This is a genomic window from Nocardioides sp. cx-169 (assembly GCF_021083605.1).
Classification (GTDB): Bacteria; Actinomycetota; Actinomycetes; order Propionibacteriales; family Nocardioidaceae; genus Nocardioides.
This window is the reverse complement of the sequence record NZ_JAJNRO010000009.1, coordinates 96,522-110,188: the sequence shown is the minus strand read 5'-3', so window position 1 is coordinate 110,188 and position 13,667 is coordinate 96,522. Positions and strand designations below refer to the sequence as shown.

14 protein-coding genes are annotated in these 13,667 nt (G+C 72.6%); 5 read left to right on the top strand and 9 right to left on the bottom strand.

The window, feature by feature from the left end; translation table 11 throughout:
- Positions 1-8 precede the first annotated feature (8 nt).
- Positions 9-1,229, bottom strand: coding sequence for a hypothetical protein (locus LRP67_RS13810; protein ID WP_231270744.1), 1,221 nt, complete (start codon positions 1,227-1,229; stop codon positions 9-11).
- Positions 1,222-2,820, bottom strand: coding sequence for a fatty-acid--CoA ligase FadD8 (fadD8, locus tag LRP67_RS13805; protein WP_231270743.1), 1,599 nt, complete (start codon positions 2,818-2,820; stop codon positions 1,222-1,224). Before fadD8 ends, LRP67_RS13810 begins: the two co-directional genes overlap by 8 nt.
- A 76-nt stretch (positions 2,821-2,896) precedes the next feature.
- Here fadD8 and LRP67_RS13800 point away from each other — a divergent pair, with 76 nt between their 5' ends.
- On the top strand, positions 2,897-3,457 hold the full coding sequence (locus LRP67_RS13800) for a hypothetical protein (RefSeq protein ID WP_231270742.1): 561 nt from the start codon (positions 2,897-2,899) through the stop codon (positions 3,455-3,457).
- 169 nt (positions 3,458-3,626) lie between these two features.
- Here LRP67_RS13800 and LRP67_RS13795 read toward each other — a convergent pair whose 3' ends face one another.
- Positions 3,627-4,442: a hypothetical protein gene (locus LRP67_RS13795; RefSeq protein ID WP_231270741.1), complete on the bottom strand. Its 816-nt coding sequence runs from the start codon at positions 4,440-4,442 to the stop codon at positions 3,627-3,629.
- Between the two features lie 131 nt (positions 4,443-4,573).
- Between LRP67_RS13795 and LRP67_RS13790 the strand changes: the two genes are divergently transcribed.
- Both LRP67_RS13790 and LRP67_RS13785 read left to right on the top strand, forming a co-directional pair.
- Positions 4,574-5,707, top strand: a complete 1,134-nt coding sequence (locus LRP67_RS13790) for an SPFH domain-containing protein (protein WP_231270740.1) — start codon at positions 4,574-4,576, stop codon at positions 5,705-5,707.
- Between the two features lie 2 nt (positions 5,708-5,709).
- Entirely contained in the window at positions 5,710-6,879 is a 1,170-nt protein-coding gene (locus tag LRP67_RS13785; RefSeq protein WP_231243643.1) for a hypothetical protein, read from the top strand.
- Between the two features lie 46 nt (positions 6,880-6,925).
- Here LRP67_RS13785 and LRP67_RS13780 read toward each other — a convergent pair whose 3' ends face one another.
- From LRP67_RS13780 to LRP67_RS13760, 5 genes are all read right to left on the bottom strand, one after another.
- Positions 6,926-7,798, bottom strand: coding sequence for an alpha/beta fold hydrolase (locus LRP67_RS13780; RefSeq protein ID WP_231270739.1), 873 nt, complete (start codon positions 7,796-7,798; stop codon positions 6,926-6,928).
- A 30-nt stretch (positions 7,799-7,828) separates the two neighbouring features.
- Positions 7,829-8,176 carry a hypothetical protein gene (locus LRP67_RS13775; RefSeq protein WP_231270738.1) on the bottom strand — a complete coding sequence of 116 codons (348 nt, stop codon included), beginning with the start codon at positions 8,174-8,176 and terminating at the stop codon, positions 7,829-7,831.
- Positions 8,177-8,239: 63 nt separating this feature from the next.
- Positions 8,240-8,752: a VanZ family protein gene (locus tag LRP67_RS13770; RefSeq protein ID WP_231270737.1), complete on the bottom strand. Its 513-nt coding sequence runs from the start codon at positions 8,750-8,752 to the stop codon at positions 8,240-8,242.
- 72 nt (positions 8,753-8,824) lie between these two features.
- A complete protein-coding gene (locus LRP67_RS13765) occupies positions 8,825-9,844 on the bottom strand; it encodes a hypothetical protein (RefSeq protein ID WP_231270736.1) in 1,020 nt (339 codons plus the stop codon).
- A 23-nt stretch (positions 9,845-9,867) separates the two neighbouring features.
- A complete protein-coding gene (locus LRP67_RS13760; protein ID WP_231270735.1) occupies positions 9,868-10,896 on the bottom strand; it encodes an Atu2307/SP_0267 family LLM class monooxygenase in 1,029 nt (342 codons plus the stop codon).
- 76 nt (positions 10,897-10,972) lie between these two features.
- Here LRP67_RS13760 and LRP67_RS13755 point away from each other — a divergent pair, with 76 nt between their 5' ends.
- Entirely contained in the window at positions 10,973-11,515 is a 543-nt protein-coding gene (locus LRP67_RS13755) for a hypothetical protein (RefSeq protein WP_231270734.1), read from the top strand.
- Between the two features lie 3 nt (positions 11,516-11,518).
- On the opposite strand, the gene LRP67_RS13750 is transcribed toward LRP67_RS13755, so the two are convergent.
- A complete protein-coding gene (locus LRP67_RS13750) occupies positions 11,519-12,562 on the bottom strand; it encodes an LLM class F420-dependent oxidoreductase (RefSeq protein WP_231270733.1) in 1,044 nt (347 codons plus the stop codon).
- Between the two features lie 57 nt (positions 12,563-12,619).
- On the opposite strand from LRP67_RS13750, the gene LRP67_RS13745 reads away from it, so the two are divergent.
- A complete protein-coding gene (locus tag LRP67_RS13745) occupies positions 12,620-13,660 on the top strand; it encodes a Zn-ribbon domain-containing OB-fold protein (protein WP_231270732.1) in 1,041 nt (346 codons plus the stop codon).
- Positions 13,661-13,667 lie beyond the last annotated feature (7 nt).

Below are 13,667 nucleotides of genomic sequence, written 5' to 3'. Positions count from 1 at the left end.
GCTGCGGCTCAGGCCGGCGTGATCGGCAGCGACCGACGCGGCTGGAAGGCGAAGCTCGCGCCGCTGCTGAAGCGGGTCACCGCCACCTCGCCGGCCTCCCGGGCGGCGACCTCACGCCGCACGACGTGGGCGGTGAAGGCCTCGTCGCTGCCGAGGACCTCGACGTCCAGGTGGGGGTCGACGGCGCGCACGATCGCCTGCAGCGGACCGGGGCGGTCAGGCCCGAGGAGCGCGGCCCAGCCCCCGTCGGCGGAGGCCGCCGAGGGACCGACGGTCACGGAGGACTCCCCCACGGCCGCGTCGTGGTAGGCCGCCGGGTTGAGCAGCGGGTGCAGCTCGAGGACCCGCATCGCGCCGGGGATCCCCTCGGGCAGCCGCAGCGCGCGGTGCAGGCGCTCGGCCGCCAGCCCGGCGATGCCGACGAGCTGCTTGGTGCAGATCTCGCGCGCCATCGCCCCCGAGGCGCGCTTGCGCACCGCCACCTGGAACGACAGGTTCAGCAGGTGCATCTGCAGGCACACCTCGTCGGCGATGCGCACCAGCGCGGAGTGCGAGAACGCGGCGAAGTCGAGGTCGGAGAGGAGCGGCCCGGTGTAGTCGGACCGGCCCTCGTCGGCCGGGTCGATCGCGTCGAGCCCGACCGTGGCGGCGTACGTGCGTGCCACCTCGTCGTAGGCCGGCAGCGGTGCGACGGGCGGGAACGACTCGTCGATGGTGACCGTCCAGCGGCAGTGCGGGTGCTCCTCGGGCGAGGACCTGGGCGGACGGTGCACCGGGCGCACCTGCGCCCTGGCGTTGGTCGCGACCGCGGTGGCATCGAAGGTCGGGTCCTCGATGTCGTGGCACATCGACACGACGTACGGCTCCCCCATCGGCTCCACGTCCATCAGCGCGCCGCAGTGGTCGAGGTGGAACTCGCCGTGCCAGGGATCGTGCACGGTGTAGCGGAAGTCCATGAACTGCGGCGGCGCCCCGATGTCGAGCTGCAGTCCCTTGAAGATCGTGACCACGTCGGTGCCCCGGTAGCCGAGGGCGTCCTGCATGCGGCGCGTGTAGACGGGCGAGGCGCCGGACCACTCCTCGATGGCGACCTGCGCCATCTCCTCGCGACCCCAGGCCGAGATGCACCAGGCCATGCCCGAGCGGTCGATCAGCTGCCCGATGAGCAGCAGCTCGGGCACCAGCGTCGCGAGCTCCCGCCGGGAGAGCGCGGCGTAGCGGCTAGCCAACGGAGCGCTCGCCCGTCCAGTACTGCGCCCGCAGGGCCTTCTTGTCCAGCTTGCCGAGCCCGGTGAGCGGCAGCGCGTCGGCGGCGATGATCTGCTTGGGGGCCTGGACGGCGCCCTTGCGGTCCTTGACCAGCTGCGTGATCTCCTCCCGGACCTCGCTGGTCAGCTCGGCTCCGGGACGGAGCACGACGATGGCTGTGACGGCCTCGCCCCACTTCTCGTCCGGCGTCCCGATGACCCCCACCTGGGCGACCGCCGGGTGCTCGGCGACGACGTCCTCGACCTCGCGGGGGAAGACGTTGAACCCGCCGGTGACGATCATGTCCTTGGTGCGGTCGACGATGTACCAGAAGCCGTCCTCGTCCTCCCGTGCGACGTCGCCGGTGTGCATCCAGCCGTCGCGGAAGGTCTCGGCGGTCTCGTCCGGGAGGTTCCAGTAGCCGCCGGCCAGCAGCGACCCGGACACGCAGATCTCGCCGGGCTCCCCCACCGGCACCGGGTCGCCGTCCTCGCCGATCAGCGCCGTACGCAGGAACGCCGACGGGCGCCCGCACGACGACAGCCGGCGGTCGTCGTCGGTCATGTGGTCGGACTTCGACAGGTAGCTGATGACCATGGGCGCCTCGGACTGGCCGTAGTACTGGGCGAAGATCGGCCCGAACCGCTCGATGGCCTCCTTGAGCCGCACCGGGTTGATCGCCGAGGCGCCGTAGTAGACGGTCTCCAGTGACGACAGGTCGCGGGTGTGCGAGTCCGGGTGGTCCATCACCGCGTAGAGCATCGACGGCACCAGCATCGTGGCCGTGATCCGCTGCTCCTCGATCGTCCGGAGCACCTCGGCCGGGTCGAACCGGGAGAGCACGTGGAGCGACCCGCCCTTGATCACGGTCGGCACGAAGAACGCCGCGCCGGCGTGACTCAGCGGCGTGCACATCAAGAAGCGGGGGCTCTGCGGCCACTCCCACTCGGCGAGCTGGACCTGCGTCATCGTCGCCATCGCCGCAGCCGTGCCGATCACGCCCTTGGGCTTGCCGGTCGTGCCCCCGGTGTAGGTGATCGAGACGATGTGGTCGGGCGGCAGCACCGGGGCCCGCAGCGGCCGCGCATCGAATGTCGCGGCCGTCGCCACCAGGTCGGTCCCGACGTGCTGGAGCTCCTCCGGCACCGGGCCGATGGTGAGCACCTGGGTGAGGCCCGGGCACTTCTCGAGCAGCGCCAGCGCGCGCTCGGTGAAGTGGGGATCGATGATCAAGGTCGTGATCCCCGCGTCGTTGATGACGTAGGCGTGGTCGTCGGCGGAGCCCAGCGGGTGCAGCGACGTGCGCCGGTAGCCCTGCGTCTGGCCGGCACCCAGGATGAACAGCACCTCCGGCCGGTTCAGCGCCAGCAACGCGGCCGACGTACCCGCCCCGGCGCGGAGCGCCTCGAACGCCTGCACGTAGCGCGACATCTGCTCGGCCACCTCGCCGCCCGTGAGCGTCGTGTCGCCGAGGTGCATGACCTCCTGGTCGCGGTGGCGCTTGAGCGCGGCCACCATCAGGTTGCCGTTGTGGGTCCCGGTGCGCATGCGGTCCGTCGCGGTGGAGGTCACCGGAGCAGGCTAGAACGTGTTCTAGGTTCGGGCAACGGGGGTTGAGCCGGCCGCCGGCGACCCCGAGGCTGTCCTCATGACCCGCTACGTCGACCTGGCGCCCGAGGGCGCGTCCGTCGGCCGCTGCGTGGTGCTGCCCGGGCGGCAGTACACCGCCGACGGCCCGCTGCTCTTCTTCACCACCCAGGTCGCCCTCGACCATGGCTGGGACGTGCGCCAGGTGTGGTGGGAGGCGCCGGCCCGGGGCGGCGGCGCCGACGAGCTCGCGTGGGTCGGCGACCAGCTCGACGCGGCCGTCGGGGGCTACGACGGACGAGTGCTGGTCGTCGGCAAGTCGCTCGGGACACTGGCCGCCGCACGCGCGGCAGCACGCGGGTACGACGCCGCGTGGCTCACCCCGCTGCTCAACGAGCCCGACGCCGCCGCACCGCTGCTCACCTACCCGGCCGCGCAGCTCGTCGTCACCGGTTCGGAGGACCCGTACCTCAGCCGGGACGTGCTCGACTCCCTTCCGGGCGAGCGCCGCGTCGTCGCGGGCGACCACGTCCTCCGGGTCCCCGGCGACGTCGCGGCTTCGGTGGCGAGCCACGGGCTCGTCGCCCGGGTGTTCGACGCCTGGCTGGCGGGCCTGGCATGAGCGTGGATCGGTCCGTCGCGTTGCCGGTGCTCGCTGGCGAAGGGGCGCGCGGCCCGTGCGGGGGTGGCGTTCCGCGGGGGGCTCTGTTGGCGTTTGTCAGGGGTTGCAACCCCTGACACGCGACGGGATACCCGGCTGACCGGGTATCCATCCCGGTCAGCCGCCTCGGCTAGAACCCGCCGAAGTCGAAGCCGCCGCCGTCGAAGCCGCCCGCGTCGCCACCGCCGTCGAAGCCGCCGCCGGCGTCACCCCCGCCGGAGTCACCGCCGTCGCCCCCGCCACCGTCACCGCCGCCGTCACCGTCACCACCGCCGTACCCGCCGTCGCCGAAGCCGCCGAACATCATGCCGCCCATGAACATCCAGGTCAGCGGGCCGAAGGCGCCGAAGTAGCCGGCGGCGTAGGGCTCGTAGGCGCGGCCGCCCTGGTAGTACGGCACCCGCTGGGCCCCGACCATCACCTTGCGGGTGTCGGGGTCGGCGCCGGCGCGCACTCGCTCGGCGTCCAGGGCGCATGCGGGGACGTCACGCTCGACGCCGTCGGGCGGGACATAGGGCACATCGGTCACCGACGGCCCGTGGCGCGGGTCGAAGAAGCACGGCGCGCGGCGGGTCGGCAGCGGCTCGCCGACGACCCGGGCGCGCACGCAGGAGATCGCGTAGCGGCCGTCCTCGATGATCTCGGTGACGTGGCGGACGTCGTCGGGGCGGGTCAGCGCGTCGCCGGCCGCCTTGGCCGACTCGTAGGAGTCGAGGGCCCGCTGGTAGTCGGCGTTGGCGCCGGCGTCCAGCTGGTGCCCGGCCATCTCCGCATCGAGCTGGCGCAGGTCCTCGCCCAGGGCGGTGATGTCCTCGAAGGCGAGCTTGCGGACCGGGGCGAGCTCCGCCTCGCGGCGGGTGAGCTCACCGGACTGCTTGCGCCGCTCGGCCACGAGCCACACCGCGGCGACCGCCGCGACCACCAGCAACAACAGGATCAGGTCCATTCCCGGATCCTACGTCGGCACGCCAGCGCGCCCGGGTCTTGAGGACGCTCCCGACGCGCCCCGCGGGTGGACCGAAGGCCATACGCGGGCCCGGTGCCGGCGGTAGCGTGGGGCCGCCGACGGCACACCAGGTGTCGCAGACGAAGGAGCACGACCGGATGAGCTTCATGGACAAGGTGCGCGGTCAGTTCATCGACATCGTCGAGTTCCTCGACGACAGTCGCGACACGATCGTGTGGCGGTTCCCCCGCCAGGGCAACGAGATCAAGAACGGCGCCCAGCTGATCGTCCGCGAGGGTCAGACGGCGGTGTTCGTGAGCGAGGGCCAGATCGCCGACGTCTTCACCCCGGGCACCTTCGAGCTCACCACCCAGAACCTGCCGATCCTCAGCACGATCAAGGGGTGGAAGTACGGCTTCGACTCGCCGTTCAAGGCCGAGGTCTACTTCGTCGGCACTCGGCAGTACACCGACCTGAAGTGGGGCACCCAGAACCCCTTCACCGTGCGCGACGCGGAGTTCGGAATGGTGCGCCTTCGTGCCTTCGGCACGTACGCGCTGCGGGTCACCGACGCCGCAGTCCTGCTGCGGCAGCTCGTGGGGACCGACCCGGACTTCCGCACCGACGAGGTGTCGGAGTTCCTGCGCCAGAACATCGTCGCGGCGGTCACCTCGGCCCTCGCCACGGCCAACGTCCCGATGCTGGACCTGGCTGCGAACCAGCAGGCGATCTCGCAGCAGCTCGTCGGGACGTTGAGCGCCAGCCTGGCGGAGTTCGGCATCGCGCTGCCGCGCTTCGTCATCGAGAACATCTCGGTGCCTCCCGAGGTCGAGGAGGCGCTGGACAAGCGCAGCCAGATGGGCATCCTCGGCAACCTCGACCAGTACACGAAGTTCCAGGCCGCCAACGCGCTGGAGGACGCCGCCAACAACCCGGGGGCCGCCGGGCAGGGCACCGGCATGGTCGTGGGGATGGGTCTGGGACAGGCGGCGGCCGGTGCCGTCGCCGGCGCCCAGCAGGCCGCCCCGGCCAGCCCCCCGCCGCTCCCGGGCGGGGGTGGTACGCAGTGGTACATCGCCGTCAACGGTCAGCAGGCAGGCCCCTTCGCGGCCTCCGCGCTGCCCGCCAAGGTCGCCGCCGAGCAGCTGAGCCGCGAGACGCTGGTGTGGTGTGAGGCGATGTCCTCCTGGCAGCCCGCCGGCGAGGTGCCGGAGCTGGCCGGGCTCTTCGCGAGCACCCCGCCGCCGCTTCCCCCGGAGGCATGAGCATGTCCAGCACGCCTCCCCCGCTCACGCCGAGCGAGGCGCTGTTCGCGTCCTGCCCGACGTGTGGCTCCCAGGTGACCTACGCCCCGGGCACGACGCTCCTTCGCTGCGGCGCGTGCGGTGCCGAGCACAGCATCGAGGCCGGCGCCGACACCACCGTCGACGAGCACTCCTTCGACGAGTGGATGGCGCGCAACTCCCACGCCAAGGTGGCACTGCTCGGCAAGCAGGTCCTGCGCTGCCAGGGATGCGGGGCGCAGGTCGAGACCTTCGACCTGGCCGAGACCTGCCAGTTCTGCAGCGGCCACCTGATCGCGCTCTCGACGCCCGACGGGGTGGTGGCCCCCGAGGCGGTGGTCCCGTTCGAGGTCGACAGCGGCGCCGCCCAGAAGGCCTTCAAGGGCTGGATCGGCTCGCGGTGGTTCGCACCCAACGCACTGAAGAAGATCGGCTCGACCGAGTCGCTGGTCGGCACCTACGTCCCCCACTGGACCTTCGACGCCCGGACCGCGACGGACTACCGGGGCGAGCGTGGGGAGCACTACTACGTCACCAAGACCCGGCAGGTCTCCGACGGCAAGGGCGGCACCCGCACCGAGACCTACCAGGAGCGGCACACCCGGTGGTACGACGCCCAGGGGCACGTCACGCGCGCCTTCGACGACGTGCTCGTCCCGGCGACCGAGCGCCTACCGCAGAAGCGCCTCGACGAGATGGGGCCCTGGCGCCTCGAGACGGCCGTCGCCTACCAGCCCGAGTACCTCTCGGGCTACTCCGCACTGCGGTACGACGTCGAGCCGCAGGACGGCTCGACCCAGGCTCGGGAGGAGATGCGCGGCACCATCGAGCAGGACGTGCGCAGCGACATCGGCGGCGACGAGCAGCGCGTGCACCACCTGGACGTGACCTACGCCCAGGTGCTGTTCAAGCTGGTGCTGCTGCCGCTGTGGCTGGCGACGTACCTGCACGCGGGCAAGCAGTGGCAGGTGATGGTCAACGCCCACACCGGCAAGGTCACCGGCGACCGCCCCTACTCCGCGGTGAAGATCACCCTCGCGGTCCTGGTCGCCCTGGTCGTGATCGCCCTGGTGGTGCTCCTGGTGATGAACGCCCGGGACTCCTCGGCCACCGGGGCGATCGGCGCGGCGATCGGCGGCCTGTCACCGGGGTAGCGCCGGCCCGTCAGCCGGCCCGTCAGCCGGCCCGTCAGCCAGCCCGTCAGCCAGCACCGTCCAAGACGGCTCGCAGCCTGGCGGCGAAGGCCTCCGGCTGTCCGGCGTACCCGTGCTCGCCGCCGAGGAACCCGCCGTGGTGGCTGGGGAACACGGTCGCCTCCTGGCCGAGCAGCGCGGCGGTCGCGAGGGACGTGCGTCCGGTGAAGGTGCCGGCCGACTCCTCCCCCACGGCGACCACGACCCGGGTGGGCGCGGCCGCCAGGGCTGCCGCGTCCGGCCGGTACCCGCTGACGGCCCACGAGCGGTCCGAGAGCAGGGGGTCGTCACGGGTGCCGTCGTCCTCGCTCGGCAGCCCGAAGGACGCCGGGTCCGGCGCGGGGCGCGCGAAGTACTCGTCGGTGTACTCCCCCTGCCAGGAGGTCATCGCGATGAAGGTCGCCATGCCCGCGCCCATCCCGCTGGCCTCGTAGGCGTCGCGCACGGCCGCGCGGGCGCGCTCGGCGGCCTCGGCGTCGGGCAGCACCGGGATCAGCGGCGGCTCGTGCGCGACCAGCGCGAGCACGTCGCCGGGGTACGCCGTGACGAGCGCGAGGCCGGTCACCGCGCCGCCGCTGCTGCCGAACAGGTCCACGGGGCCGGCTCCGAGCGCCTCCACGAGCGCGTGCAGGTCCTCGGCCTGCGACTCCGGCGTGTGGTCGAGCCGTCCGTCCTTGCGGGTGCTGCGGCCCAGGCCGCGGGGGTCGTAGGTGACCACCGTGCGGTCCGGGAGCAGCGAGGCCAGCGTGGCGAACCCGCCGGCGTCCATCGGCTGGCCGACGAGGAGCAGCGGGGGTCGTCCGTCGGCGGTGGGCAGCGGGCCGTGGACGTCGTAGGCGAGGTCGACCTCGGGGGTCTCGAGCACATAGGTGGTGGACATGCCCCTGTGGACCGGAGCCGCCTCGTGAACTCATCGCTCCGGGGGCCGGACCAGCCAGGCGCACAGGCCCCACAGCGCGATGAACATGGCGTTGATGCCGAGGACGTCGACGACCGAGGAACCCTCCGGTGGGAGCCCCATGGCGAGAGCCACAGCGGTGACTGCCGCCTGGGTCGCGGCGGTGGCGAGCAGCGTCAGCGCCATCCCGGGCGACCTGAGCCGGGAGAGGGTGGCGCCGAGCACCAGGACGGCGAGGACGGCGGCGTAGACCCGGTCCGGGCGTCCCCCAGGCCCCAGGATGCCGAGGGCGCCCGAGGCGAGCACCAGGAAGAGCGCCGTCGCGCCGGTGAGGGCGAGACCGAGCCGGTGGCGAGTCATCGGTCCACGTCCGGTGCCGAGGTCATGCGTCCGACGCTAGGGACGGCGCCGGTGAGGAGGTGGTCAGGACGTGTGGAGGTCCTGTGCAGGTTGCCGCGCGAGGCGCCACTCGCGGGCGAGGTGGAGTGCCACCAGCCCCAGCACTGCACCGATCGCCGACCCGACACTGTTGGCCAGCCAGTCGTTGGTCGAGCACGAGCGTCCCAGCGCGGGCACCAGCGCCTGGACGGCCTCCACCGCCGCCGAGAGGCCGGTGCCGAAGGCCAGGGCCAGCGCCGGGCTCCGCGTCGCCACCGCAGCGAGCAGCACCGGAGCGACGAAGAGGACGACGTTGGCGGCCAGCTCGACCCGTGCGATCGTGGGCACGCTCCACGCCACCTCGCAGCGCCAGTACAGCTCCCGGTCCACCGGCACCAGGGTCAGCAACGCCACCGGCACGAGCGAGGCGCAGGCGAGCGCCCAGGCCAGCCCCCGCCGGGTGCTCAGCCAGGCCCCCGCGAACGGTCCGACGACGAGCAGCAGCGTGAGCGCCGCCGGGGACAGCCACGGGTGCTCGACGAGGATGCTGGTGATCACGAGTCGAGCCTAGGATCCGTCTCCGAGCGCGGCCTCCACCCTGGGTACCGACGCGTGGCCGCAGGTGCCGGCTCAGCCCAGCAGGCGGCGCACCTCGGGCGAGGAGTAGAACGGCTCGAGCCGGGCGCGCACCAGCCGCTCCAGGTCGCCGGCGTCCCGCAGCGCGTCCACGACGCCGGGCGCGAGTCGCACCAGGTCGGCGACCAGCTCGTCGCGGTCCAGGTCGAGCTCGTCGAGCAGCTCGGGTGCGGTATAGCCGCCGAAGCGCTCGAAGAGGGCGTCCACGACGGCGTCTCCGAGGCGCGCGACCTCCTCGTGGGCGAGGGTGGAGACGACGAGCTCGTGCACGGCGTCCACCACCCCGGCGAGCTCCTCGCGCGTCGCCGGGTCCTCCACACCGACGACCGGCCGCTCGGCCGCGAGGTCCCAGACCTGCAGGACCGCCTCGCGGGTCGTCGGGTCGCGCAGCGTCTCGATCACGATCCGGTTGAGGCGGCCCACGGCGAAGGAGCCGCCCTTGCCGACGGTGTCGCCGATCAAGCCCTCGAACTGCTTGTCGGCGGCGCCCATCATCCGCGACGCCGCGCTCGTCCCGAACGACATCAGGCTGCCCAGGCCCGGCACCTTGTCGGCGACGGCCTTGTTGGCCTGCAGCACCTCACCGACGATGCGGCCCATGAAGCGCGAGGCCATCGTGCCCACCAGGGGGCTGGCCGTCAGCCGTCCCAGGCCGCGCTCCAGGGCCGGCGTGAGCGCCAGGAGCTCGTCGAGCACGGCCGCGACCTGGTCGCGGTCGACGAGGTCGCCGAGCGGGTACGCCGCCGCCGGGCCGTCGTACACGACCTGGGCGACGAGCTCGACGAAGCCGCCGACGGCGGCGCTGCCGGGCACCGTCGCGAGCGAGCGCGCGACGATCTCCTTGACGGCGTCGGCGTCGACCAGGTCCCCGATCGGGTGCCGGCCGGCGGCCTCGAGGGCGTCCTGCGCCAGCCGGGTCACCGTCTCGGCCAGCCGGTCACCGCTCAGGTGCTCGAGGTGGAAGGCGACCTGGGCATCGAGGAGCTGCTGCGCGAGGGACTCACTGGTGGGCACGGCATGACCGTACGGGAGCCGGGTCAGACGTCGGCGACCAGCGGGACCACCTCGGTGCCGAGCAGCTCGATGCCGCGCAGCAGGTCTGCGTGGGCCAGTCGCGGGTTGGTCATCTGCAGCGAGAGCCGGTCCACGCCGCCCAGCTGGTCGGCGACCCGGAGGATCTTGTCGGCCACGGTCTGCGGGTCACCCATGAAGAACGCGCCGTCGGGGCCCGACGTCGCGTCGAACTGCGCTCGCGTGGGCCGCGGGAAGCCGCGCTCGCGAGAGACCGTCGTGAACATCTCCTCCCAGCCCGGGTAGATGGTGTCGGCGGCGACCTGGGTGCTCTCGGCCACGAAGCCGAACACGTGCAGCCCGACCTGGAGCCGCTCGGGGGGGTGGCCGGCCTGCGCACCGGCGCGCCGGTAGAGGTCGACGAGCGGGGCGAACTGGCGCGGCTCCCCACCGATGATCGCGACCATCAGCGGCAGGCCGAGCAGCCCCGCCCTGGCGAACGACTCCGGGGTGCCGCCGACACCGACCCAGATCGGGAGCGGGTTCTGCAGCGGTCGCGGATACACCCGCTGCCGGTCCAGGGCCGGCCGGTGCCGCCCGGACCAGGTGACCTCCTCCTCGTCGCGCAGACGCAGCAGCAGCTCGAGCTTCTCGGTGAAGAGCGAGTCGTAGTCGGCCAGGTCCAGCCCGAACAGGGGGAACGCCTCGGTGAACGAGCCGCGACCCACGACCAGGTCGATCCGGCCCTTCGAGAGCAGGTCGAGGGTGGCGAACTGCTGGAATACCCGCACCGGGTCGGCCGCGCTCAGCACGGTCACGGCGCTGCCGAGCCGGATCCGCGCGGTGCGGGCGGCCGCAGCGGCGAGGATCACCGGGGGCGCGGAGTCGTAGTACTCGCTGCGGTGGTGCTCCCCGATCCCGAACGAGTACAGGCCGACCCGGTCGGCGAGCGCGATCTCCTCGAGGAGATGCTCCAGGCGCTCCGCGGGCCCGACGACGTGGCCCGTCCTCGGGTCGGTGACGGTGGACACGAAGCTGTCGACGCCGAGATGCATGCTGCGATTCAAGCAGCATGCAACGATTCGGGCCGCCCGAGCGTCATAGCGGGTAAACCTGGGGGGCTCGATGTACGTGAGGTGTGCCGCACTGGCGGCGACGCTGGTCCTGGCCCTGTCCGCGTGCACCGGCCACGAGGACGGGCCTCCGTCGCCGGCGGCCGCCGACCGGGCGGCCGCCGCGGCCGACGCCGCCGCCGCCTTCGTCGCGTTCGCGCAGGGCGAGGAGTCGCAGGTGCGGTGGGCGGGCGTCGTCCGCTACTACCTGCACGGCGCCCTGGTGGCGGAGTTCGCCTCCTCCTTCGCCGACGACCCCGACACCTGGGACGGCTGCCACCTCGGCGACACCACGCACGAGGGTCGCCGGTGCCCCGTCTCCCCGCTCACCGCGATCGCCGGATCCCTGGCCCCGGGAGCGGCCCCGACGGTGGAGGACGAGGCACCGATCACCGTGGGCTGCAGCGCCGACCTGCCGGAGCCTGACGTCGACGCAGCCGCGCTGGCGTGGATCAGACCGGACCCGGCCCGGCGCGACTGCTTCAGCGACTACGCGGTCACCCTCTACTTCGACGCCGACGAGCGGGTGAGCGCGGTCGACCTGGCGCTGAGCGGTCCCTAGCCGCTAAGCCAGCACCTCGGCGATCGTGCGGACCTCGGCGGCGTCACGGCAGCTGAGCAGCAGCGTCGTCACGCCGGTCTCCTCCCACTGCGCCGCGCGCTCCTTGACCTCGGAGGCGGTGCCGATGATGTGCATGTCGTCGACGATCTCGTCGGGGATGAGCGCGACCGCCCGGCCCTTCTCACCTTCCAGGTAGAGCCGCTGCACCTCGCCGGCCAGCGCCTCGTGGCCCATCCGCTCGAAGACCTGCTTGTGGAAGTTCTGGTCCTTCGCGCCCATCCCGCCCATGTAGAGCGCGACGACCGGCTTCAGGGCGTCGACGACCACGCCCTTCTCCTCGCGACCGGACACGATCTGGACGTGGCAGGTGGCCGCGATCTCGAAGTCGTCGCGCGTCCGGCGGGCGCCCGGCCGCGCGAAGCCCTCGTCGAGCCAGGACTGGTACATCGCCGCGGAGCCGGGTGTGTAGAAGATCGGGATCCAGCCGTCGGCGATCTCGGCGGTCTGCGCGACGTTCTTCGGGCCCTCGGCGCCGAGCCAGATCGGGATGTCGGCGCGTAGCGGGTGCACGATCGGCTTGAGCGCCTTGCCCAGGCCGACCGCGCCCGGTCCGGCGTACGGCAGGGGGTGGTGCGGCCCGTCGTTGGTGACCTTCTCCTCGCGGGCGAGGACCTGGCGGATGATGTCGACGACCTCGCGGGTGCGCGCCAGCGGTTGGGAGAAGGGCTGGCCGTACCAGCCCTCGACGACCTGCGGGCCGCTCACGCCCATGCCAAGCACGACCCGGCCGCCGCTGAGGTGGTCGAGGGTCAGGGCGTGCATCGCGATCGAGGTCGGGCTGCGCCCCGACATCTGCACGATCGAGGTCCCGAGTCGGACGCGGGACGTCTCGCGACCCCACCACGCCAGAGGCGTGAACGCGTCAGAGCCCCACGCCTCCGCGGTGAAGATCGCGTCGAAGCCGGCCTCCTCCGCCGCCGCGACGAGCTCCGCCGTGCCCGTCGGGGGCTGGGCGCCCCAGTAGCCGAGCTGCAGTCCGAGCCTCATCCCCCCACCCTCCCAAACGCTTGCCTGGAAATCTAGAACGTGTTTCACTTCTGACCCATGTCCCGCACCCTGTCCGCGCCCGTCACGGTCGCCTTCGACTACACCCGATCGACCGGGCCGGTGCTCGGCCGCTTCTTCACCGGACTGCGCGACGGCGTGCTCGTCGGCGGCCGCACCTCCGAGGGCGAGGTGGTCGTCCCGCCGCTTGAGTACGACCCGGTCACCCACGAGCAGACCGCCGCGCTTGTCGAGGTCCAGCCCGTCGGGACGGTCACGTCGTGGTCCTGGGTGCCCGAGCCGGTCGCCGGACAGCCGTTCGACCGGCCGTTCGCGTTCGCGCTGGTCACCCTCGACGGTGCGACGCGGCCCATGCTGCACGCCGTCGATGTCGCCTCCCCCGGCGAGATCCGCACCGGCATGCGGGTGCGGGTGCGCTGGGCCGAGGAGCGGGTCGGGCACATCAACGACATCGCGTGCTTTGAGCCCGAAGCCGGCCGCGACGAAGGAGCGGGCGGCGCGCCGGGCGATGGTCGAGCGCGACCGCGGCCGAGGGACGAGGCCGCGACGGAGCTGTCGAGACCCGGTGAGGTCCCCACCGACGGTGGGGACGAGCAGGGGGACGTGACCGGGGTGATCACGCCGGTCTCGCTCGACTACGTGTACGCCGCCTCGCCGGAGGAGTCGACGTTCTACCGCGGTCTCGACGAGGGCCGCATCCTGGCCCAGCGCTGCCCCACCTGCGACAAGGTCTACGTGCCGCCGCGCAGCGCCTGCCCCACCGACGGGACGCCGACCGAGGGCGAGGTGGAGCTCAACGGGCTGGGCACCATCACGACGTTCTGCATCGTCAACGTGCCGTTCCTCGGCCAGAAGATCACGCCGCCGTACGTCTCGGCGTATGTGCTGCTCGACGGCGCCGACATCGCCCTGCTCCACCTGATCCTGGGGGTGCCGGCCGACGAGGTCCGCATGGGCATGCGCGTCAAGGCCGTGTGGAAGCCCCGGGAGGAGTGGGCCTACTCGCTCGAGAACATCGACCACTTCGCGCCCACCGGCGACCCGGACGCGGACTACGACACCTACAAGCGCCACCTCTGAGGACGAG

Excerpts from the sequence above, each read along its gene's own strand:
- LRP67_RS13800 (WP_231270742.1), top strand. The coding sequence starts at position 2,897 with ATGACCCGCTACGTCGACCTGGCGCCCGAGGGCGCGTCCGTCGGCCGC.
- LRP67_RS13795 (WP_231270741.1), bottom strand. The coding sequence starts at position 4,442 with ATGGACCTGATCCTGTTGTTGCTGGTGGTCGCGGCGGTCGCCGCGGTG.
- LRP67_RS13785 (WP_231243643.1), top strand. The coding sequence starts at position 5,710 with ATGTCCAGCACGCCTCCCCCGCTCACGCCGAGCGAGGCGCTGTTCGCG.
- LRP67_RS13780 (WP_231270739.1), bottom strand. The coding sequence starts at position 7,798 with ATGTCCACCACCTATGTGCTCGAGACCCCCGAGGTCGACCTCGCCTAC.
- LRP67_RS13775 (WP_231270738.1), bottom strand. The coding sequence starts at position 8,176 with ATGACTCGCCACCGGCTCGGTCTCGCCCTCACCGGCGCGACGGCGCTC.
- LRP67_RS13760 (WP_231270735.1), bottom strand. The coding sequence starts at position 10,896 with ATGCATCTCGGCGTCGACAGCTTCGTGTCCACCGTCACCGACCCGAGG.
- LRP67_RS13750 (WP_231270733.1), bottom strand. The coding sequence starts at position 12,562 with ATGAGGCTCGGACTGCAGCTCGGCTACTGGGGCGCCCAGCCCCCGACG.
- LRP67_RS13745 (WP_231270732.1), top strand. The coding sequence starts at position 12,620 with ATGTCCCGCACCCTGTCCGCGCCCGTCACGGTCGCCTTCGACTACACC.